The sequence below is a fragment of the Polyangium jinanense genome, from assembly GCF_028435265.1.
Taxonomy (GTDB): domain Bacteria; phylum Myxococcota_A; class Polyangia; order Polyangiales; family Polyangiaceae; genus Polyangium; species Polyangium jinanense.
On sequence record NZ_JAGTJK010000016.1, the window covers coordinates 18731 to 40297 of the forward strand.

The window sequence follows — 21567 nt, forward strand, 5'->3', positions numbered from 1 at the left end:
GGGGTGGGATCACAGATCGGACGTGTCGACGCCGACCGGGAAGGCGGGCGCGACCGGCGGGACGTCGGTCTCGTTCGTATCGAGGGCGAGACCGTCCGTGTTCTGGACGATGATCGACCCCTCGTTGTTCTTCTCGAACGTGTTGTTCGTCATGACGCACATATTCGCCGCCCCGAAGAACAATGCGCCCACGCGCGCGTTCGAGCTGATCGTGTTCTTGTCGACGTGCGCGCTTGCGCCCGCGTACACGCCGAGCCCGTCGCCGATCTTCGTGGGAATCCCGTTCGCCATGATTTCCCCTGCGATCGTCCCGCTGATGCTGGGATTCTGCACGATGATCGCCCGGGCATTGTTGGTCACGCCGATCCCGACGTAATGGTTCCCCTCGACGCGGTTCTGCGCGATTCGAATGCCCACGCTCTGGTCCTCGTTCGGGGCGGTGCCGGCGCTCGATTGCACCCAGATCCCGGCGCCGCGCTTGGTGTCGTCGGCGTTGGCGACCACCTCGTTTTGCACGATGATCCCGCGCGCCTTCTCGCCCGAGAAGAGAATCCCGACGCGGTCGTTGCCCTCGATCACGTTCTTGCTCTCGGGCTTCTCGCCGCCGATCTCCACGTAGGCCTCGCCGACCAAGCTGTCGCCGATCACCCGGATGCCGTCCGCCAGCTCTCCGGACATGCGGCTCTTCGTGTTCTTCACCTGGTTCTGCACGATGATCGCGCGCGTGCCGAGGATCGTGATGCCGCCCTCGGCATTCTCGGTAATCTCGTTCCCCACGAGCGAAACCTCGCCGAGCGTGCTCTGCACCCAGATCCCCGCGAAGCCGCCGTTTTGCACGATGATGCTGCGCTCGACCTTCGCCGCCGCGGCAGCGTTGGCGTACACGCCCGCGCCCTCGGATTGCACGATGATCGACCGCTCTACGATGATGCTGCCGCTGTCCGTGGCCATCACGCCGTGGCCGTCCTCGTTCACCGCGACCGTGCCCTCGATTCGTGAGTCCTGGAGCACTGCGTTGCCGTTCTTCTGCACCCAGATCCCGGCGCCCTGGGGCTTTTGCACGATGATCCCGCGCAGGACCACGGTCGAGCCCTCCACCGTGATCGCGTACGGCGAGGGCGCTTGCACGATGATGCTCGCATTCTCCGGCTCGCCGCGCGTGTTCGCGCCGAGCACCTCCACGGTCTTCGTGATGCTCAGGTTCTCGGCATACGTCCCGGCGTCGACGAGCACCGCGCCGCCTTGGGCCGACGCGTCAATCCCCTGCTGAATGCTCGCGAATGGCCGCTCCTCCGAGCCGTCTCCGTCCCGCGCGCCGCAGGTCGCGGACACGTACACCACGCTGCTCGCGTTCTTGGGCGCGTCGGCGTACGTGCCGCAGGCGGGCGTCGCCAGCGAATTGTCAGCCCCGCAGCCCCCGATCGGCAGCGCGGCGAGCAGTGCAGCCAGACGTACGAAATGCAATCGGTTCGTCATGGTCGTCCTTCCTTTCACGGCGTATCGAAGGTTTCGTGGGGCACGGGGTGACCGGCCTGTCCGGCCGCGACGATGTCGATCTTCCCGTTGTCGAGGAGGGTATTCATTTCGAGGAAGGGCATCTCGGGCGTGTTTTGCACGATGATCGCGTATTCACTGCCCGAAATGGTGTTCCCCTGGACCGTCGTGCCGCTCGCCGAGCCCTCTAGCAAAACGGCCGAACGCCCGTTCGCCGCGAGCACGTTGTTCTTGATCGACGCGTGACCGCCGCCGAACACCACGATGCCCTCGCCCGCGTTCGCCGTCACGCCGTTCGCCGTCCACGGTTTTGCGATGGCGCTCCCGATCGACGGGTTCTGCACGATGATCGCCCGAGAATTGCCGCCCACGCCGATGTTCGCGAAGCCATTGCCCGAGGCGACGTTCTGCTCGATCGTGATCGGCGCGAGCGCGCCGGCGCCCGATTGCACCCAGATGCCCGCGCCGCGCTTCGCCGTGTCCGCGGCGCCGTTGCCCTTCACGGTGTTCTGCACGATGATGCCCCGCGCGTCGCCCGAGAACAGGACGCCGAGCCGCGCATTGCCACTGATCTCGTTGCCTTGCAGCGAAGCCTCGGCGAAGCCCTCCGACACGCCATTCACGAAATGCTCGGCCACGACGATCCCGTCGGCGCGGTCGTCGCCGTTTCCGCCGACGGCGGTCTCTCCGATCGTGTTCTGCACGATGATCGCCCGCGAGCTCAGCACCGAGACGCCGGTCCCCGCGTTCGCCGCGATCATGTTGCCCGAGAGCGTCACGAACCCGCTCGAACGCTGCACCCAGATCCCGGCGACGCCCTTGTTCTCCGAGATCGTGCTGCCCGTGATCGTGCCGCGCGAGCCCTGCATGAGCACGCCCGTGTTGTCCGATTGCACGATGATCGTGCGCTGCACGATGATGCTCGCGTCGTCGGTCGCGAGGATCCCGTTCCCCCGCTCGAGCTCGGTTCCGCCGCTCTTCTCGGCCTTCGTCACCTTCGACGCGTCGATCGTCGCGGCGCCGCCTTGCACCCAGATCCCGGCGCCCTGGGGGTTCTGCACGATGAGCCCGCGCAGCGTGACGTCTTTCGATTGCACGATGATCGCGTTCGGGGCGGGCGCCTGCACGATGATCGAGGCCTCCTCGGCGGGCGTCTCGGGATCGGTGCCGAGGATGGTCAGCGGCTTGTCGATCACCACGTTTTCGGGGAAGATCGACTTGTTCATCAGCACGAGGTAGTCACCCGGCGCGCTGCCCTTCACCGCCTCCTGCAGGCTCGCGAAGGGTTTGTCCCGCGTGCCGTCACCCTCTCCGGGCTTCGCGGTGCAGATCGACGACACGTACCGCACCGTGGCGCCCGCGGGGATCTCGCCGACCGTGGGGTATTGCCCGATCGCGCAGTCGTCGTCGCCGCCGCCGCTCATCGAGCCGCCTGCGCCGCCGGAGCTGAAGGTTCCATCGCCGCCCCCGCCGCCGCTGCCGCCCGTGCCCCCGGTGCCGCTGGACTCGTTCCTGTCGGGCGCGCTCGCGTCCGCCGGGACCTGGAAACAGCCCGCAGTCATCCCCACGACGCCACACAAAAGCAAACCCGCACGCATCCACGCGTCACGCATGAGACGGACCTCCGCTAAGGAAAAAAAGTAGGCACCTGACTATAAATGCCGGCGCCCCGCGCCACAAGGCGGCTCGCGGATCCAACGCACGTTTTCGAGCAAATCTTACGCTTTCGCGGCGCGGTCGGGCTCCGGGGATTCCGCCTCACCGCGCGCCTCGCCCAGGATCGCCGCGCCGACCTTCGCCGCTTCTTTCGCCGGACACCCGAGCCATCCCGCGAGCTTTCCCGCCGGAGGCAGGCCCCCGTCCGCCTCGATCGCCGCGAATACTTTCTCGACCACGTCCGCGCGCACCGCGCGAGGCCCGAAGACCGGATATCCCACGGCCGTGTGGAGCGACATCTCCGCGAGCCGCGTGATCGGCATCGACACCACGCTCGGCCCCGGCGCCCGCGGCGCCTTCGCCCCCGCGAACGCGCAGACGAGCGCGCTCCGCCGCGACAGGGCTGGCCCCTTGAGCATCGCCGGCACGTAGAGCACCCGCGCGCCCACCACGATGCCCGCCGCGGCGAGTTTGTCCCGGTCTTCCAGCGCGAGTTCGGCGATCTGCGCGGCCGCATCCTCGGCCCTCGCCGTCCCGAGCCCCTGTTCGAGCTGATAAAGGATCCCGCGCGCCGCGGCCCCGAGCCCGCGCGGCGCGTGCGCTCGCAAGGGCGCGCAGAGCTCCTCCACGAGGTCGCGCGCGAACGCCACGAGCCGCCGCGTGATCCGCGCCCGCGCCCCCGCGCCGAGCTCCGGCAACGCCGCGAGCTTCACGTCCGGCAGGAGCAAGCTCGATCCCCGCACGAGCCGCCCGAGCTCGCGCCCATCCTCGAACGTGACCCGCCCCGATTCATCCACCGCGATCGCCGCATGCCGCGCCGCGACGACGGACTCCACCCAGCGCGCCTCATCGGTCGAAGCCCCGCCCGCCTCGCGCGCCTGCGGCGCTTTGAGCGCCGCGAGCTTGCCGAACGGATTCGCCTTGTCCATCGCCCGCAGCTCTGCCCGCGTGGGCGCCGCTTTTCGCGTGGGGCTCTGTACCGCTCGCGCCTTGTTCCCGCCGCCGCTTTTCTCGACGAACCGCTGCACCAGCCGCTCGTGCAGCGCGTCGCTCAGCCGATCCTCGATCGCCGCGGTTCGCTCCTGCCACGCCGCCGGATCCTTCACCCAGCGGCCTTGATGCGACACGTACGTCCACGTCCGGATCGCCGAGATCCGCGCGATGAGCGTATCGATGTCCCCGGCCGGATCATCGATCTCCCGCACGCGCTCATCCATCCACGTCTCGTCGATCCACGCCCGTGGCCCCGCGAGGTGGGCGAAAATCTCGGCGAGCAGCGCGACGTGGGATTCGAAGAGCAGCTTGCGATAATCGGGGATCCGACAAACCTCCCAGAGCAGCTCCACTGCCTCAGGGCCCTGCGCCCGCGCCCGGATCGCTGGATCCTGGGCCAGCCGCGCGAGCGCCGCCGCGTCCTCGGCGCTCTCCTGCAGCACGAGCGAGCGTCGCCCCGGCGAGCGCTTGAGCGAGGCGAGCAGGCCATCGATCGAGCCCGTGTCGAGATCCGCGTTTCGCCAGACGAGCCGCCGCACCGCAGGGAACCTGTGCGCCTCCACGGCGTTCGCGAGGCCCTGCGGCAGCGTCAGCGGCGCGAGCGTGCCGAACGATCCATCACTCGTGTAGCGCCCGGCGCGCCCGGCGATCTGCCCGATCTCCGCGGCTTCGAGGTCGCGCACGTCGCGGCCGTCGAACTTGCGCAGCGCCGCGAACGCCACGTGTTTCACGTCGAGGTTCAGCCCCATCCCGATGGCGTCGGTCGCGACGATGTACTCGACCTCGCCCGACTGGAACATCGCGACCTGCGCATTGCGCGTGCGCGGCGAGAGCGCCCCGAGCACCACGGCCGCGCCCCCGCGCGTGGCCCGCAGCCGCTCGGCGACCTCGTAGACCTCCTGCATGGAAAACGCGACGATCGCGCTCCTTTGCGGCAGCCGCGCGAGCTTCTCGGCCCCGGCGAAGGCGAGCCGGCTGAGGCGCGGGAACGATTGGATCCGCGCCGCGGGCAGGAGCTCGGCGATGATCGGCTGCATCGACGCGGCCCCCATGAACCAGGTCTCCTTCGTGCCGCGGGCATCGAGCAGGCGTTCGGTGAACACGTGCCCGCGCTGCGGATGCGAGGCGAGCTGGATCTCGTCGACCGCGACGAACTCGACCTCGAGGTTCCGCGGCATCGCCTCGACCGTGCAGACCCAGTATTGCGGCCGGCGCGGGATGCGTTTTTCCTCGCCCGTCACGAGCGCGACGCGCTCCTCCCCGAGGCGCGCCGTGATGCGGTCGTAGACCTCGCGCGCGAGCAGCCGGAGCGGCAGCCCGATCATCCCGGACTCGTGCTCCAGCATGCGCTCGACGGCCCGGTGCGTCTTGCCGGTGTTCGTCGGGCCGAGCACGGCCGTGACCGCAGAGCCAATCATCGCGGGGCGAGCGTAGCGCGGACGGCGGGAGGCGCACGCGAGGGGACGGGAGCGGCAAGGGGGCGCGGCTTCGCGCGGTCAGCCGAACTTCACATCCGGATCGATCCCATCCGCCTTCAACTGCGCATCCTCCGCGCGATCGGCCACGGTGCCCTTGGGGTGCTGGTACCAGCCTTTCGGATCGGCCGTCTCGGGGTTGTCGCGGACCTTCAGGATCGTGAACATGCCGCCCATGTCGATCGAGCTGAACGGACCGGGCCCGCCGCCCATGGGGATCGAGTTTTTCGGCACGGGCATGCCCATCTCGGCCATTTCGCCCATGCCGGTTTGTCCCATCGTCATGTAACCGGGCAAAAGGCTCTGCACCTTGGGGTCGATCTTCCGCGCGTCGGCCCCGACCATGACGGGCATCCCGTGGCCCATCTGGTTCATCACGTGGTGGGTCATGTGGCAATGGAAGGCCCAGTCGCCGAGCTCGTTGGGAACGAACTCGATGACGCGCGTGCTGCCGACGGGCACGAGCACGGTCGTCTCTGGATGACGCGCGGCGGCCGGGATTTCGCCGCCGTCGGTCCAGGTGGTCTCGAAGGTCAGGCCGTGGAAATGGATCGGGTGGTGATCCATCGCCGAGAGATTGCCGAACCGGATGCGCACGCGCTCGCCGCGGCCCACGAGCAGCGGCTCGGTCCCGGGGAAGGCTTTCGAATTGAACGTGAGCACGTTGAAATCATTCATCTCGTTGGGATCCGGCCGGCGCGAGCCCGGCGTGATCTTCCACTCGTGCGTCATGAGCACGAAATCCCGATCGACCGGCGGGCCTTTCGGCCGCTTCGGGTGCACCACGATCATCCCCATCATCCCGAGCGCCATCTGGGTCATCTCGTCGTAATGGGGGTGATACATGTACGTCCCGGCGTGCCGGAACGTGAACTCGTAGACGAACGTCTCCCCGGGCTTGATGGGGCGCTGGTTCAAGCCCGACACGCCGTCCATCCCGTTCGGCAGGATCACGCCGTGCCAGTGCACCGTGGTCGGCTCGGGCAGCTTGTTCGTCACGTAAAACCGCACCCGATCGCCCTCGACGACCTCGATCGTGGGACCGATCGTCCGGCCGTTGTAGCCCCAGCAATCGCCCTCGAGCCCCGGCGCGAACGTGTGCTTCACGGGCATGGCGACGAGGTGGCCGATCTTCACGCCGTCCTTTTCCTTGAGGGGCAACGTCACGCCGTTCGGCGTGGTGACGGCGACCTGTCCGCCGGGGAAGACGGCGCGTTTCGGCGCGGGACGCGGAGGCGCGGCGCCGGGTTTGTCCTGCCCAAACGCTTGGGAGGCGAGCAAGGCGCTGCCGGCGGCGACCCCGAACTGGACGAATTTGCGGCGATCCATGGTGTTTCTTCCTTGCAATCAGTGTCCGGCGGCAGCGCTGTCGCTTCCGGAGGGGAGGTTCGTTCGCGACGCGCCGGCGGGGCCAAGCGCGAGGCCGCGGTGGCGGCCGGCGAGGATTTGATCGAGGGCCGCGCGCGCATTCCAGTAATCGAGCAGCGTCTCGACGTAGGTGAGGCCCGACTGCGTGACCTGGCGCTGGCTCTCGAGGACCTGAAAGACGCTGACCTGCATGGCGTTGTACTGGAGCAGCGTCTCCGCGAGGGCCTTTTCGCGCGCCGGCAGGACGGCCTCGCGGTAATGGCGCGCGCGTCGGCCCGCGGATTCGACGCGATTCAGCGCGGAGCGTGTTGTCGCGCGGAGCGACGTGGCGGTCGCCAGATACCGCTCGCGCTGCGCGCCGAATTCGGAACGAGCGCTCAAAACCGTGCCCTGGTTGCGATCGAAGATGGGCAAACCTACCGTGACGTGGCCGCCGATCTCCCACGCAAGCTCATCCCGCTCGCCGTGGAACCCGCCGGAGATGTGGGGGAGGGTGCCCTCGGTTTGCGCGAGCCCGGCGCGTTTCGAGGCGACACGCATGCGCGCCTCGAGCTCCTGGAGCTCGAAGCTCGCCGCGACGGCGCGTTGCTCGATTCGCTCGGTGGGGAGTGCTTCGGCCGGCGGATCCGGGAGCTTTGCCTCGACGGTCCAGTCCGTCTGTCCGCCGGACAAACCCAGCGCGACGTTCAGGTTTTCGCGTGCGTCGAGCAGGCGGTTTTCCGCCTCCGCGACATCCACGCGCGCCGACTCCACCGCGGCCCTTTGGGTGGCGAGATCCATCTCGGGGAGATTGCCGACCCGGTGGAGCTCCTCGGCCGCGGAAAAGCCGGCCTGGAACGCTTTCAGCGCGCGGACGCGGAGGTCGAGCTCCTGCTGCCGCGCCTGGACCGCGTAAAACGCCGTCCGCGTGGCGTAGGCCATGTCGAGCACCTGCCCCGCGACGCGCAGCCGCTCCGCCGCGAGCTCGGCCTCGGCGACGCCCTTGCGCAGCGGGAGCATCAGGAGCCCGGTGAGGTTGTATTCGATCCCGATGTCGAGCTGGAGCGGCTGCGCCGGATCGTTCGGGCGCCGGACGCCGAGATCGATCTCGGGGTTCGGCGGCAGGCCCGCCTGGACGAACCGACCGCGGGCGATGCCGATCTCGTAAAAGGCCGCGCGCAATTCGCGGTTCTGCGCGAGCGCGATGCGTACGGCCCCGTCGGCGTCGAGTGGCTTCGAGAGGAGCTTCGGCACCTCCGCCGCGGTTTTCTCCCAATCTTCGTCCTCTCCGGGCACGGACACGGCGAGATCGGGCCGGTTTCGCGCCGCGAAAATGTCGTTCACCTCGCCCACGTGCTGGGGAAGCGTCCCGCTCGCGCAGCCGGCGGACAGGCCCAGGGCGAGCAAAAGCGCACCGAATGAAAAGAGAGACCTCGTCGTCATGGCAAATTCCATCCGGTCAATGTTTGTGGCCGCGATGGCCTTCGTGGCCCGTGGCGGGCGGCGCGGGGGTTTTTCCGCCGTGGCTTCCGTGATCGTGGCCGCCGTGGTTCATGCCGCCGTGATCTCCGTGGTTCATTCCGTGGCCGCCGTGGTTTCCGTGATCGTGGCCGCCGTGTGGATGCCCGGAGCCGCCCTCGTCCTCGGAGGCGGGAAGGACGCACGGCTTTTCGGGCACGCAGACGCTGGCATCCCGCGGATCCGACGCCGCGAGCACCGCCGCGACGGGGGGACGGGGCGCCGGGGACGCCGCGGGAGATGCGGGAGAATCCGGCTGGAAGGCCGAAGGGACCTCCGGCCCGCTGCAGGCGGATGCGAAGAGCAGGGCGAGCAGGCCCAGCGTGGTCTTCATGCGTCGACTCCAAGTTCCTTCTGAATTCGGCATCACGATCGGGGAGGGGGGTGGATTCGGGCAGGCGGCTCCGGTTCATCGCGCGGCATCCGCGTCTGCGCAACCCTCGCCCTTGCCGACGCAGGACGGAGCCGTTGATTACAGTCGTTCGCCGAGGCTCTCGTCGCCACGCCGCCGCGCGGCGCAGCACGCTTCGTGCCAGGGCAGAGCCCTCGGTTTTCCCGGAGCATCACGCGCGGGTAGGGCACGGGGAGTGACCGAGCCGGTTACAACACGTGACCCGCGCGGACACGAGCGGCCTCGCGTCGCGCTGGCTTCGGGTCATGCCCATTGCTAAAGGCGGGGCATGGCGGTGTCGTCGTCGCCGCAGGCGTATCGCCTCCGCGGCCGTCTGCTCCTGACCGTGAGTCTTCTCGTTGCCCTCGTGCTCGCGAGCGGCGCGAGCGCCGTGGTTTCGGCGCTCGCGTCGCGTCGAGCCATCCTGAAGGCGCACGACCTGGAGGTGGCCTCGCGCCGCGCGGCGCTGCTCAGCGTGGTGGCGCGCGAGCAATACATCCACGAGGCGCACACGATCATCCTGCGCGACCCCTCCCACATCGCGCATCACGACAAGTGGGTCGACAAGCTGAACGACGAGCTCCGCGCGCTCCGGCCGATGGTCGACGACGCGGGCGAAGGCCGCCTCGACGCGATCGCCGACGCGAGCTGCGACTTGAGCTGCGTCTTCACGGAGGAGATCCTGCCGGCGATCGATCGCAAAGACTGGGCGGAGGTGCATCGCTCGCACGAGCGGGCGAACGCTCTGGTCGACAGGATGACGGAGCACGCCGACGCGGTCGCCGGCTACTTCGACGGCGAGGCCCTGAAAGCCGAAGGCGAGGCTGCGAGCGCCGTGCGGCTCGCGCTCGTGATCGCCGTGGGCACGGGCCTGCTCGCGGCCGCGGTGGCCCTCGTCGCCGGGCGCAATTTGTGGAGGTCGTTCGCGACGCCGCTCGGCTCGCTCGAGCGTGTCGCGCGGCGCGTCGCCGAGGGGGATCGGACGGCGCGTGTCGAGCCCGTCCCCGCGGTCGAGCTCGCGGTCGTGGCGGACGCGATCAATCGTATGCTCGACACGCTGAAGCGCGCGGAGGCGGATCTCGTGGCCGCCGAGCGATTGGCGGCGATCGGGCGGGTCGCGGCGGGCGTGGCGCACGAGATCAACAATCCCGTCACCGTCATCCGCGGTTACCTGAGCACGATGCGCGAGGAGGTCGAAAACGATTCGATGCGCGACGAGCTCCGGATCCTCGACGAGGAGGCGGCGCTTTGCCAGCGCATCGCGGAGGAGCTGCTCGTGTACGCACGTACGCCCGCGCTCGTGCCGCGCCCCGTGGACGCGGCCGATCTGCTGCGCGATGCGGCGGATCGCGCCGAAAGCGTGCCCTCGCGAAGGCCCATTTCATCGGGCTCGCCGACCGTCGTGGTGGACGCGGAGCCTGCGATGATCCGGGTCGATTCCTTGCGGATCCGGCAGGTGATCGTGAACCTCGTCTCGAATGCGCGCGAGGCGATGTCGAGCGACGAGCCGGTCCTCGTCGAGGGGCATCGCGAGGGTGACGGGTATCGTTTCGAGGTGCTCGACCGCGGCGAGGGTTTGTCATCCGACGTGATCGACCACGTCTTCGAGCCTTTTTTCACGACACGGCGGGATGGAACGGGCCTCGGCCTCGCGGTCTGTTATGGCCTCGTCACCGCGCATGGCGGGCGCATCCGGGCGGAAGCGCGGGCCGGCGGGGGCGCGCGGTTCGTCGTGGATTTGCCGGGCGTGATCGTGGACGCCGGAAAGGAAGAAGCCGCGTGAAGCCGACGATCCTGGTGGTCGACGACAAGCCGAACATGACCGCCATGCTCGCCAAGGTGCTCGGCAAGCTCGGGCGTGTCGTTACCGCGCGTGGCGTGCGATCGGCGCTGGAGGCGCTGGAGAGAGAGCCGATCACCGTGGTGCTCTGCGATCTGCGCATGAGCGACGGCGACGGGCTCGAGGTGCTCCGCGCGGTGCGCGCTCGCTGGCCGGGGGTGCCGTTCATTTTGATGACGGCGTATGCGACGGTCCCGACGGCGGTGCAGGCCATGCGCGAAGGTGCGTACGATTACGTCACGAAACCCTTCGAGACCGACGCGCTCAAGGCCCTCGTCGAGCGCGCGCTCGCGCAGGCGGCGGTGCTCCACGAGAGCCACGAGCCGCGTGACGTGGACGGGTTTGGCGCGATGATCGGGCGTTCGCCCGCGATGCGCCGGGTCTATCAGCTCATCGAGCGCGTCGCGCCCACCGACGCGACGGTCTTGATCCTCGGCGAGACGGGGACCGGCAAGGAGCTCGTGGCCCGCGCGATTCACGAGCGCTCGTCGCGGGCGCCCTCGCGCCTGGTTGCCGTCAACTGCGCCGCCATTCCGCGGTCCTTGATCGAGAGCGAGCTTTTCGGCCACGCGCGCGGCTCCTTCACGGGCGCGACGTCCGACCGCGCCGGCCTCTTCGAGGAGGCCCACGAGAGCACGTTGTTCCTCGACGAAATCGGCGAGCTCCGCCCGACGATCCAGGCGAAGCTCACGCGCGTGCTCGAGGAGCGCTCCGTTCGACGTATCGGCGAGCCGCGCGAGCGGAAGGTGGATGTCCGGGTGATCGCTGCGACACACCGGGACGTCCGCGGAATGGTGAAGGCTGGATCGTTCCGCGAGGATCTTTGGTTCCGCCTCAACGTATGCGTGCTCGAGCTTCCGCCGCTGCGCGAGCGTGCGGAGGACATTCCCCTGCTCGCGCAACGTTTCCTCGCGGAACGAGCGCCGCACGCGGGATCGAGCGCGACGCGGTTTTCCGATGCAGCGCTTTCTGCGCTCAACGCTTATCGCTGGCCGGGGAACGTGCGGGAGCTCCGGAGCGCGGTCGAGCGGGCGGCGATCATCGAGACGACGCGGGAGATCACGCTGGGCTCATTGCCGCCGGAGATCCAGGGCGGGAGCGCGGCAGGGGCCACGGGCGCGCGTGATACCGAGCTCGCGAAGCTCACGTATCGCGAGGCCGTCGATGCATCACGCGCCGAGGCGAGCCGCCGATACCTGGAGGCGGTCTTGAAGAGGTTTTTCGGGGACGTGACGGCCGCGGCGGAGCACGCGGGGATCGAGCGGGAGAGTTTTTACAGGCTGCTCCGGCGCGCGGGGCTTTCGGCGGACGAGTTTCGCAAATGACCCTGCGTGATCAGGGGCAGGCTCCCGCCGTCGCGACGGCCGTGCCGGCCGCGTTGGCGGTGCACGCGTTCGCGTGCGTCTGGCCGTCGCATCCACAGACCGGGTCGTAGTTCTGGTCGCACGCTTCGGGCTTGGGCTTGCAGGTCCCGGCCTGATCGATGATCGCCCCGCACATCGTGTCGATCGGAACATCGCAGAAGTAGCCCTCTTCGCAGAACATGCCGGATTCCTCGCTGCACAGCTCGCCGGCATCGTTCTCGATGCAGGCGCAGCCGCAATCCGGGCTCGAAAAGAGCACCTGCCCCTCGGGGCACATGATGAAGGATGCCAAGCACGTGCTGAAGTCCGTCGAGACGTAGTGGACCGCAGAATCGTCGGGGCTCGGGCAGGATACGGAGCAATCGCCGTCGCTCGCCGGACAGAAGTCGTCGCACGTGCCGTCGTCGTACCAGCCTTCGAGGGCGCACACGTCGGCGCCTTCCTTGGTGACACCGTTCATCGCCCGGGCCTCGTCCTTGGTGAAGCCCGTTTGCTCGCCGCCGCCCGAGTCGACGGTGCTGCCGCAAGCAGGCAAAACGAGGAGCGCGAGCGCGAGGAGCGTGAGCGTGTTCGATCGAAGCATGATGTTCTCCTTTTTCCTGGTGAATCGATTGGGTTTCAGGGAATCACGAAGAGCGTCAGGGGGCGGCGATCACGAATGGCGCCGGTCGTCTCGACGAAGAGCACGTCGACTTGCTCGTCCGCCTGGGCGCCGACGTCGACCGTGATCGTCGCGGCGCCGCCCGGCGCGAGGAGGAAAGGCGCCGCATTCGAGAAGCCGAATGCGGCGTTTCCGCGGCGCAGGCGAGGCGCGAGGAACGAGAGCTCGTCCGGGCATTCGTTTCGAACGACGAGGTTTTTCGTATCGCCCGCCCCGTCGAACGAGACGGAGAGCGAAGGCTCGAGCAGGAGGCACTCGGCGAGGGGCCGCGGACCCGGCTCGAACGTGGCGCTGCCGGCGGAAAGGACGAGATCGACGGGCTTCGAGCGACCCCCGCCCGGACCCACGATCTCGACGCGGAACTCGTCCGTCGAGATGCCGGGAACGATGATTTCGAAGCTCCCATCCGCGGCGACCTTCGCCGCGAGAGGCGCGTCCGCCGTGTCCAGGTTCGTGACCACGACGTTGCCTTCGGGCGGCGTGACCGCGCCGGGCTCGCCCAGGAAACGCACGTGGGTGGACACGTCCATGGGCCCGCCCGGCGAGATGAGCTCCGCGTCGAGCGTGGGTTCTTCGGGGGGCGTCGGCTGGGGGCTCACGATGCACGCCCCAAGCGCGAGCGACGCGGCGACCAAACGAAGAAGCACGCGACCAGAAATCATGCGCGGGCCGTTAGCAGGGGGCGTACCAAGGCGACGCCCACAGGCAGAACGCGCAAATTCTCGCGGCGGAACGCGTGGTTCAGCCGCAGGAAGTGTCTCGTTGCGACATGTGAGACACATGTGAGACATTTGGCAAGCTTGGTCGCCCCGGGAGAGACCCTCGCCCACCGGTATCGGATCGTCGCGACGCTCGGCGAGGGCGGCCTCGCGCGGACGTTCCTCGCGAGGGACCTCGTCCTCGAGGCCGACGTCGCGCTGAAGGTGCTACGGCGCGCGGAGGACGAATGGGCCCTCCGCGCGGAGCTCGGCTACCTGGCGGGCCTCGTCCACCCGCACCTCGTCCGCGTGCTCGATTTCGGCTCCCTTCCGCGGGACGGCGAACACGCGGCGCTGCACTACCTCGCAACCGAGGTCGTCGCCGGGCGCGAGCTCGATCGGGCGGCGCCTTCGTTCGAGGCGCTGCGCGGGCCGCTCGTCGATGCGCTGTCCGCGCTCGCGTTCCTGCATCGCCTCGGGCTACGGCACGGGGATTTCAAGCCCGCCAACGTGATGGTCGATGAGCGTGGTCGTGGTGTGCTGCTCGATCTGTCGTGCGCGGGCCTCCTCGGGAGCGTGGCGGTGCCGAGCGGGACGCCGCGGTTCATCGCGCCCGAGGTTTTACGGGGAGAACGCGCGGATGCGCGCAGTGATCTCTTCGCTGTCGGCGTGACGCTGCTCGATCTCGCGCGCGAGCATGGGCTGCCTCCTCTGGTGGAGCGCCTCGCGCGCCGGCTCGCCGATCCGGATCCCGCCGCGCGTCCCGCGTCCGCGGAGGAGGTCATCGAGGCGCTCGGCGGGCACGCGTCGTGGATACACGTCCCGCCTCGCGAAGCGCCGCGGCTCGTGGGTCGGGAGGCGGAGCTCGGCCTTCTCGTGGCGTTGCTCGACGGCCTCGAAGCGGGGCTCTCCGGGCCGCGGGTGGCGATCGTCCGCGGTCCGGAAGGGGCAGGGAGGAGCCGCCTGCTTCGCGAGCTCAAGTGGATCGCGCAGACGCGGGTCGCGACCGTCGAAGCCCTCGCCACGACACGAAGGCCGTTCGGATCGCTCGTGGAGCGCGCCGCCGCCGAGCCGCTGGCCGAAGGGAATTGGCGCGCCGCGCTCGAAGCGCGGGATCGGCTGGTTCGTCGGGGCACACCGGTGGCGTTGCTCGTGGACGACGTCCACCTCCTGCCCGACGATGATCGCGAAGCGCTCTCGGCCCTCGCGCGGTCGCTCGATCCAGCCGATCCCGTGCTCCTCGTCGTCACCGAGAGCGACCATGCGAAGAGCGTGTTTCTGGGCGAATCCGCGGGGGTCACGGGGATCGGGCTCAGGCCGCTCACGGCGCACGCGGTGAAGCGGTGGATGCTGGACGTCGGCCTCTCCGGCGTCGAGGCCGAGCTCTTCGCCGCCACGGGCGGGCACCCCGCGGCAATCGCCGAGGTCGTCGCGGAGCTACAAGCCGGCAGCGCGGCGGAGGGCGAGCTCGATCGTGCAGTCACGATGGGGAGGCTCGTCCCGAAGAGGCACCGAGCCGCCGTCACGAGCGCCTTTCCGCCGGCCGAGGAGCGCGCGCTGGCTCTGCTCGTTGCGCTCTCCGGCCGCGCGCGTCTCAGCCTGCTGTCGAGCTTCGGGGTCGATGAGGTGAACGTCTCCACGCTGGTCGGCCGTGGCCTCGCGCGGCGGGATGCCGATGCCCTGCGGATCACGCGTCGGGAGGCGGCCACGCTCGCCGTGAGCGACGAGGCGATCCGTGCGGCACACGCGGCGATCGCGGCGTCGTTCGACGCGCGCTCCGTGGATCCCGCGACGTCGCCGGAAGAACGTTTGGAGGCGGCAGGGCAGGCCGTGCGGCACTGGGCGCTCGCGGGACGGGCGAACGAGGCAACACGTCGGCTCGCCGAGCACGGGGCCGACGCGGTAAGGCAACCACGCGCATTCCGGGGCGCAGCCGAAGCGGTGGTCGACGCCGAGCACGCCGACGACGAGGCGTGGCTGCTCGCCGTGCGTGTCATCGAGCTCGGCGGCCATCCAGCGCGCGCGCGCGAGGCGATCGAACGAAGGCTCCCACGCCTCGCGCAGGGGCCGCAGCGCGGCGGCGCGCTCCTCACGCTCGCGAGTTGCCTCGCGCAACAGGGAGAGGCGCAGCGAGCGCTCACGGTCCTCGCGGAGGCCGCGCGCGAGCCTCTCGACGAGGTGGGCCAGGCGCGGCGCGCGGACCTCGAAGCACGCGCACTCACGCGGCTCGGGCGTCACGCGGAGGCGCGCGTGGTCGCCGAGGCTGCGTTCGAGGCCGCGCCCGCGCTGCCGGACGACGACGTGCGCGCCGACCTCATGGAGGATCTCGTCGTCGCCGCGACCCACCTCGGCGATCTTCGCACGGCGCGGAAGTTCCTTTCGCTTTCGGCCGCCGCCACCGCGCGCTCGCCGCGGCGCCTGCTCCGCGCGCGGAGCTACCGCGCCATTCACGATTACCGCGCGGGCGACGTCCGCGCGGCGCTCGCGGGCCATCGCGAGGCGCTCTGGGTCGCGGAGGAGCACGGCTTGAGCGACGCCATCGCGCGGACGTGCTTGAACCTCGGCACCGCATGCCACCAGCTCGGCAGGTTTGCCGAGGCGCTCGAGGCGTACGAGCGCGGCGCGCGGGTCAGCCGCGCGCTCGGGCAGCAAGACGTCGGCCTCCTGTTCGCCTCGAACCTCGCGAAGCTCTGGGCCGATGTCGGCGCCTTCGAGCGAGGCCTGCGCACCGCGACACGCACCGAGGCGGACGCCACGGCCGCCGGGCTCGTGGCCATTGCCGCGGCGGCCGCATCCGCCGTCGGGGAAAACGCGTTTGGCCTCGGCGACCTCGCCGTTGCCCGCGACGCCGCCGAGCGGGCCCGCGGGGCCTTTGATCGGCTCGGAATGGCGCGCGAGGCGGCCGAAGTCGCGCTCGAACGGGCCGACATCGACCTCGCGGCCGGGGACCTCTCGGCCGCCGCGCGAGCGCTCGATGCAGTGGCCGGCGAGGCGCGCGAGGCGCCCGACATCGCGGCGCGGGAAGCGCTCGGGCGGGCGGAGCTCGACCGATTGCGGGGTGCGCCCGCCAGCGGGCTTTCGCGACTCGAAGAAGCGCTCACGTTTGCGGAGCGTGCAGGGCAGCCTGACCTCATTGCAGTTTGCGCGAGCCGGCTCGCCGCGGCGCTAGACCCATCAGGCGAACGGGCGCGCGCCATTCCGCTGCGCGCCCGCGCGGACGCGCTCTGGGAGGAAGCCGTTTCGGGCCTCGCGCCCGAGCTCCGGAGCGCATTTTTCGCCCATCCACGACGGCGCCTGCGGGCGCCTGTCCCTCCCCACGTCGGAGGCGCACCCCAGGGACGCACGGAAAAACTCTCGCGCTTGCTCGACCTCTACCGGAAGCTCAATGGCACCGACGAGGCGAATGGCATCCTCGTCATGGCGCTCGACGCCGCGATCGAGCTCACGGGCGCCGAACGAGGCTTCCTCGTGCTCGAGGACCCGCGCTCTGGGGCGCTGCACGTGCCGGCCGCACGGAACGTCGATCGCGAGCAGATCGGCAAAAGTCACCTCAAATTCAGCCGCTCGATCGCCGAGCAAGCGATGCGCACGGCCCAGCCCGTCTGCACCGCCGACGCGCGCGAGGACGAACGTTTCCGTGAAAATGCCTCCGTGCACGCCATGCGCCTCCGGTCCGTCATTGCCGTCCCGATCCGGTCCCCCGACGGCGTGATCGGCGCGCTTTACCTCGACAATCGATTCACCGAGGCGCGATTTCGTGAGGCCGACATCGACCTGGTCCTCGGGTTCGCCGATCACGTCGCGCTGGTCCTCCGGCGCGCGCGCCTCATCGAGGACCTCCGGCGCCGCACCGAGGAGCTCGAAGCCGAGCGCAGCAAAGTGGAGGAGCTCGCGCGGCTCCAGGCCGCCGAAATCGTACGCCTCGGCGACGAGGTGCGCGCGAAGCAAGAGGCGCTCGACCATCGCCACGACGATCGGGGCATCATCGGCCGGAGCCCCGCCCTCCGCCGCGTGTTCGCGACGCTCGACCGCGTCGTCGCGTCGCCGCTGCCGGTGCTCGTCCTCGGCGAGAGCGGCACAGGCAAGGAGCTCGTCGCGCGCGCCGTGCACGACGGGAGCCCGCGCCGGGCGGGCCCCTTCGTCGGGATCAATTGCGCCGCATTGCCCGCGAGCCTCCTCGAAGCGGAACTTTTCGGCCACAAGCGAGGCGCCTTCACCGGCGCGGATCGTGATCGCGGGGGCCTCATGGTGGCGGCGTCGGGCGGCACGCTTTTCCTCGACGAGCTCGGCGAAATGCCGCTCGAAGTCCAGGCCAAATTGCTCCGCGTCCTGCAGGAGCGCGTGGTGCGCCCGCTCGGCAGCGACACCACGGTCCCCGTCGATTTCCGGCTCGTCTGCGCGACGAACCGGACCCTCCGGACCGAGGTCCGTTTCGGCCGTTTTCGCGAGGATCTCTATTACCGCGTCGGCGTCGTGGAGGTCACGCTTCCCCCGCTCCGCGACCGGCTCGAAGACTTGCCAGAGCTCGCGGCGCACCTCGTCGCGCGCGCGGCCCGTGAGCTTTCCAGGCCGGCGCCGCGGATCACGCCGTCGGCGATGCGCGTGCTGCTCGCCCATTCCTGGCCCGGCAACGTGCGCGAGCTCGAAAACGTGCTCATGAAGGCGATCGTGCTCGCCGAGGGCGACGTGATCCGACCCGGCGACCTCGGCCTCCGGGACGCGCGGCCTTTGCCGTCGCGGCATGTCGAGCGGCCTCGCGGGGATGCCGAGCGCGAGGCCATCCTCCGTGCGCTCGCCGAGAATGGCTGGAATGCGGCGCAGGCGGCGCGATCGCTCGCCATTCCACGCGCGACCTTTTATCGCCGGCTTGAACGGTATGGGATTGCGCGACCGAGGTGACCCTCCCGAGCCTGGAGGCGGGACATTTCATTCCCATGCCGAGAGCCACGCGGCGATCCGTTGCATGGCCGCCGGGGCGAACGTCTCCTCGATCTGCTCGTATTCCTCGAGGGCCCCGGTGACCGCGGTCTGAAACAGATGATTGAGCCCCGGCAGCTCGATCACCTCCGCGCGTGGATTGCCCCCGGCTTCGAGCGCGGCCGCGATGCCCGCGAGGTGCTCACGTGCTGGCGCCTGGAGATCCAAAGAGCCCCCGAGGGCGAGCACGGGGCAGCGAACGGCACGCAGGAAGGGCGCCGGACCTCCGCGCAGGAAACTCGTGAACGAGGGAGCGCTCACGATGGTGGCCATGGTTTCGGCGGTTCGCTCGATTTCGTCGTCCGCCGGACGCTCGTCCTCGGGCAGCGCCGCGAGCTCTTCGAGGAGGACACGTTTTCCCATCTCGAAAGCCGCGCCCGTGTTCGGCGCGGCGAGCACGGCCGCGAAGACTCGCTCGTTCATGCGGCGTTCGCGCAGGACGGCGGCCTCGTCTTCGCCGCGACTCCGGGCGAGGAGCGCGCTTTGCAGGTGAATTGCATCGATCCCTGGCAAACCGGGGCCGGACAGCATCACGAGGAACGCGAGCTCCGGGGCCTGCGCCGCCGCCATCGCCGCCACGAGGGCGCCCTCGCTGTGCCCGATGAGCCCGATCCGTCTCGGATCGATCGCTTCGTATTGCCGCAGGAATGCAAGGCCTCGGGCCACGTCCCGCGCGAGATCCTCCTGGGTCGCCCGGGTATCGTCTCCCGTGGAGCCGCCCACGCCCCGATCGTCCACGCGCAGCGTAGCGAATCCGCGCCGGGTCAGGTAATCCGCGAGGACGAGGAAAGGGCGATGGCCCGCGACCTCTTCATTCCGATCCTGCGGTCCCGAACCCGTCACGAAGAGCGCGGCCGGCGCCTTTGGCACAGCCCGCGGCAGCGTCAGGGTGCCGGCGAGTGTGATTTCGGGAGACGCTCCCTCGTAGGAGACGTCGCGCTCGTCGTAGGGAACCGGGGGAACCGGGTCTTGTGGTCTCCGGGGCATGACGCGCGTCAGGATGACCGAAAAGCGAGCACGCCGCACCGGCGGCACGCGTTGAAGTGTCTCAAGAGCGTCACAATGGGTTCCGCACGCTCGGCCGAACGGCTCGTTCCTCGCGTCTCCGAGTGCTAGACCTCTCGATATGACCCCGGCCGACGCACCGACCCAGGAAGCTCCTCGTTCGAGCGACCGTCGGTCCTTTCGCGACCGGCTCCTCGACGGCCTCGTCTGGTCCTACGGCCTGGTCCTCGTCGCCGTCCTGGTCACGCGTTATGGGCTCGGGGATCGGACATGGTGGTCCTTCGCGGCGAACGCATTGCTTCTTTACGCGTTCTTGCCGGCGCCCTTGATTCTGGCCGTGGTAGCGCTTCGTCGCCGGCGTGAGGGGGTTGTCATCGTCGTCCTTTCGGCGCTCCTCTTCGTGTGGCTCTGGGGCGGTCTTTTCGTGCCGTGCGGTAAAACCCCGCAGGCAACCGAGAACCAGCTCCGCATCATGAGTTACAACACGCTCGGTTTCAATCCGAACACGGCCGCGACGATACGCGTGATCCGCGAAGTGAATGCCGACATCGTGGCGCTGCAGGAGATGACGCCCGAGCATGCAGATGCACTGGAGCAAGCGCTCTCCGAAAGGTATCCCTACCGCCTGCTCGATGCGAGACCCGGCGTGACGGGCAGCGGCATTCTCAGCCGCCATCCGCTCCGCAAAGTCGATGCGAGCCCCCTCGATCGTATCGCGTGGATAGGTACACCGATGGTCGTGGAGCTCGATATCGGGACAGAACGCGTGACCTTCGTCAATTTCCACACCGTCGCCGGGCCTGCGAATGCGCGCGTACGCGACGAGCAAGCGCGGGCCCTCGCCGACTTCGCGGACGCGCACGCGGGCCCCTTGATCTTCGCGGGTGATCTGAACGCGACCGATCAGAACGCGGCACATGCGATCGTCACCCGCGCGATGCGTGATGCCTGGCGCGAGGCGGGGTGGGGCTTCGGGCACACGTTCCCGGGCGAACCCACGCCCGCGCGCGGCGGCTCACGCCCGGTCCTCCTCGGCGTGCCCGTGCCGACCTGGCTCGTGCGAATCGATTACATCTTTCACTCGAACGCACTCGAAACGATCGACGCGCGGATCGGCCCAGGCGACGGCGGCAGCGATCACCGTCCGGTTGTCGCCACGCTTTCGTTCGTGACGAAATGAATGGTTGGTGCGCAGCCCGCCCCCTCCCTCTCCGACCTCCGCTTGACACCCTTCTGTCATTTCTGTTAGTGTCGTTTGGCACGAACACACACGATTCGGACGTCTCGACTCACACAGAGCGGGGGTTTCCGTGAACGATATGCACTCCTCGCAGTCATCAAAATACCTTGGCCGCCTCAAGCGCGCGGCCTCCACGTTGCTCATCGCCGCGATGCCCGTGCTCGGGCTCGGCGTCGTTGCAGGCTGCGCCTGGACGCCCACGAACCTCCGCGTGGATCCCGCATTCACCTCCAAGGAGCTCGTCACCGGCAGGATCGCGATCATGCCCGTGAAGTTCGACACCACCCACGTGGGCCCCAGGGAGCGCTCGCTGGTGGTCGCGCAATTCATTCGTGCGACCCGGCAGAATCGGCAGGACATCCCGATCGTCAGCAACGCCGAGCATGATCAGGCCCTTCAGGGGGCGCTCCAAGAAGAAGCCAAGTACCTGCGTGTCTACGAGGAGGGAGGCACCGACCCGAGCCGGCTCGCCGAGCTCAAGACCTCCCTCAACGCGCGATACTTCGTCCTGGCACGCCTGCATTACGAGCAGGTCGTCCATGGCGCCGGGAGCATGGGCGGCAACGCCGTCGAATCCACGCTTTCAGGGAAGGTGTCGATCGTCGATACGACCTCAGGCGCCATCGTGTGGGAAGGAGAATTCTCCAGCACGCGGAGCGGCGTCGACACCCAGGTCGACCCCCACCCCTCCGCGCATGGCTTGCCATTCTTCTCGACCTTCGTCCGCGCCTGGCCCAAGCAGCCCTGAAGCCCATCGGGCAGCCGTTGCGCCGGGGTTTCACCCCGGACCCGACCAGGGGTTGTCCACCCCTGGACCCGGACCAGCGCAAGCGCTGGACCCGGGTTCGATGAACTGCGCATCGCGCAGTTCATCGAACAGATCGAGGCAAGACCCTGCCAACCAAGAC

General features: G+C 69.1%; 14 protein-coding genes. 5 read left to right on the forward strand and 9 right to left on the reverse strand.

The genetic code is table 11. The features are described from left to right. Positions 1 to 9: 9 nt before the first annotated feature. From KEG38_RS26410 to KEG38_RS26435, 6 genes are all read right to left on the reverse strand, one after another. On the reverse strand, positions 10 to 1476 hold the full coding sequence (locus KEG38_RS26410; RefSeq protein ID WP_272422679.1) for a right-handed parallel beta-helix repeat-containing protein: 1467 nt from the start codon (positions 1474 to 1476) through the stop codon (positions 10 to 12). Between the two features lie 14 nt (positions 1477 to 1490). Continuing rightward, entirely contained in the window at positions 1491 to 3107 is a 1617-nt protein-coding gene (locus KEG38_RS26415) for a right-handed parallel beta-helix repeat-containing protein (protein WP_272422680.1), read from the reverse strand. Between the two features lie 105 nt (positions 3108 to 3212). Then, a complete protein-coding gene (locus tag KEG38_RS26420; RefSeq protein ID WP_272422681.1) occupies positions 3213 to 5561 on the reverse strand; it encodes a helicase-related protein in 2349 nt (782 codons plus the stop codon). 78 nt (positions 5562 to 5639) lie between these two features. Then, complete coding sequence (locus KEG38_RS26425) at positions 5640 to 6947, reverse strand: multicopper oxidase family protein (protein ID WP_272422682.1); 1308 nt, start codon at positions 6945 to 6947, stop codon at positions 5640 to 5642. Positions 6948 to 6965: 18 nt separating this feature from the next. Then, the gene (locus KEG38_RS26430) at positions 6966 to 8408 is read right to left on the reverse strand and encodes a TolC family protein (protein WP_272422683.1); all 1443 of its coding nucleotides are present in this window, start codon (positions 8406 to 8408) and stop codon (positions 6966 to 6968) included. 16 nt (positions 8409 to 8424) lie between these two features. Beyond that, positions 8425 to 8817, reverse strand: a complete 393-nt coding sequence (locus KEG38_RS26435) for a hypothetical protein (RefSeq protein ID WP_272422684.1) — start codon at positions 8815 to 8817, stop codon at positions 8425 to 8427. A 346-nt stretch (positions 8818 to 9163) separates the two neighbouring features. On the opposite strand from KEG38_RS26435, the gene KEG38_RS26440 reads away from it, so the two are divergent. Continuing rightward, positions 9164 to 10657, forward strand: a complete 1494-nt coding sequence (locus KEG38_RS26440; protein WP_272422685.1) for a sensor histidine kinase — start codon at positions 9164 to 9166, stop codon at positions 10655 to 10657. After that, on the forward strand, positions 10654 to 12039 hold the full coding sequence (locus KEG38_RS26445; RefSeq protein WP_272422686.1) for a sigma-54-dependent transcriptional regulator: 1386 nt from the start codon (positions 10654 to 10656) through the stop codon (positions 12037 to 12039). Before KEG38_RS26440 ends, KEG38_RS26445 begins: the two co-directional genes overlap by 4 nt. Before the next feature lie 10 nt (positions 12040 to 12049). Here the strand turns inward: KEG38_RS26445 and KEG38_RS26450 are convergent, their stop codons facing one another. Together KEG38_RS26450 and KEG38_RS26455 are read right to left on the reverse strand one after the other, a co-directional pair. Further along, entirely contained in the window at positions 12050 to 12661 is a 612-nt protein-coding gene (locus KEG38_RS26450; RefSeq protein ID WP_272422687.1) for a Kazal-type serine protease inhibitor family protein, read from the reverse strand. A gap of 35 nt (positions 12662 to 12696) precedes the next feature. Next, positions 12697 to 13401: a hypothetical protein gene (locus tag KEG38_RS26455; protein WP_272422688.1), complete on the reverse strand. Its 705-nt coding sequence runs from the start codon at positions 13399 to 13401 to the stop codon at positions 12697 to 12699. 138 nt (positions 13402 to 13539) lie between these two features. On the opposite strand from KEG38_RS26455, the gene KEG38_RS26460 reads away from it, so the two are divergent. Further along, positions 13540 to 18336 carry a sigma 54-interacting transcriptional regulator gene (locus tag KEG38_RS26460; protein ID WP_272422689.1) on the forward strand — a complete coding sequence of 1599 codons (4797 nt, stop codon included), beginning with the start codon at positions 13540 to 13542 and terminating at the stop codon, positions 18334 to 18336. Between the two features lie 27 nt (positions 18337 to 18363). On the opposite strand, the gene KEG38_RS26465 is transcribed toward KEG38_RS26460, so the two are convergent. Continuing rightward, positions 18364 to 19401 (reverse strand): alpha/beta hydrolase family protein, encoded by a 1038-nt coding sequence (locus tag KEG38_RS26465; protein ID WP_272422690.1) that lies wholly within the window; start codon positions 19399 to 19401, stop codon positions 18364 to 18366. Positions 19402 to 19540: 139 nt separating this feature from the next. On the opposite strand from KEG38_RS26465, the gene KEG38_RS26470 reads away from it, so the two are divergent. Next, complete coding sequence (locus KEG38_RS26470) at positions 19541 to 20599, forward strand: endonuclease/exonuclease/phosphatase family protein (protein WP_272422692.1); 1059 nt, start codon at positions 19541 to 19543, stop codon at positions 20597 to 20599. A 130-nt stretch (positions 20600 to 20729) separates the two neighbouring features. Beyond that, on the forward strand, positions 20730 to 21407 hold the full coding sequence (locus KEG38_RS26475) for a hypothetical protein (RefSeq protein ID WP_272422693.1): 678 nt from the start codon (positions 20730 to 20732) through the stop codon (positions 21405 to 21407). The last annotated feature ends 160 nt before the right edge of the window (positions 21408 to 21567 follow it).

What these genes read in the sequence shown, in the direction of transcription:
- KEG38_RS26410 (WP_272422679.1), bottom strand. Translation starts at nt 1,476, where the DNA reads ATGACGAACCGATTGCATTTCGTACGTCTGGCTGCACTGCTCGCCGCG.
- KEG38_RS26420 (WP_272422681.1), bottom strand. Translation starts at nt 5,561, where the DNA reads ATGATTGGCTCTGCGGTCACGGCCGTGCTCGGCCCGACGAACACCGGC.
- KEG38_RS26465 (WP_272422690.1), bottom strand. Translation starts at nt 19,401, where the DNA reads ATGCCCCGGAGACCACAAGACCCGGTTCCCCCGGTTCCCTACGACGAG.
- KEG38_RS26450 (WP_272422687.1), bottom strand. Translation starts at nt 12,661, where the DNA reads ATGCTTCGATCGAACACGCTCACGCTCCTCGCGCTCGCGCTCCTCGTT.
- KEG38_RS26415 (WP_272422680.1), bottom strand. Translation starts at nt 3,107, where the DNA reads ATGCGTGACGCGTGGATGCGTGCGGGTTTGCTTTTGTGTGGCGTCGTG.
- KEG38_RS26435 (WP_272422684.1), bottom strand. Translation starts at nt 8,817, where the DNA reads ATGAAGACCACGCTGGGCCTGCTCGCCCTGCTCTTCGCATCCGCCTGC.
- KEG38_RS26470 (WP_272422692.1), top strand. Translation starts at nt 19,541, where the DNA reads ATGACCCCGGCCGACGCACCGACCCAGGAAGCTCCTCGTTCGAGCGAC.
- KEG38_RS26455 (WP_272422688.1), bottom strand. Translation starts at nt 13,401, where the DNA reads ATGATTTCTGGTCGCGTGCTTCTTCGTTTGGTCGCCGCGTCGCTCGCG.
- KEG38_RS26430 (WP_272422683.1), bottom strand. Translation starts at nt 8,408, where the DNA reads ATGACGACGAGGTCTCTCTTTTCATTCGGTGCGCTTTTGCTCGCCCTG.
- KEG38_RS26425 (WP_272422682.1), bottom strand. Translation starts at nt 6,947, where the DNA reads ATGGATCGCCGCAAATTCGTCCAGTTCGGGGTCGCCGCCGGCAGCGCC.
- KEG38_RS26440 (WP_272422685.1), top strand. Translation starts at nt 9,164, where the DNA reads ATGGCGGTGTCGTCGTCGCCGCAGGCGTATCGCCTCCGCGGCCGTCTG.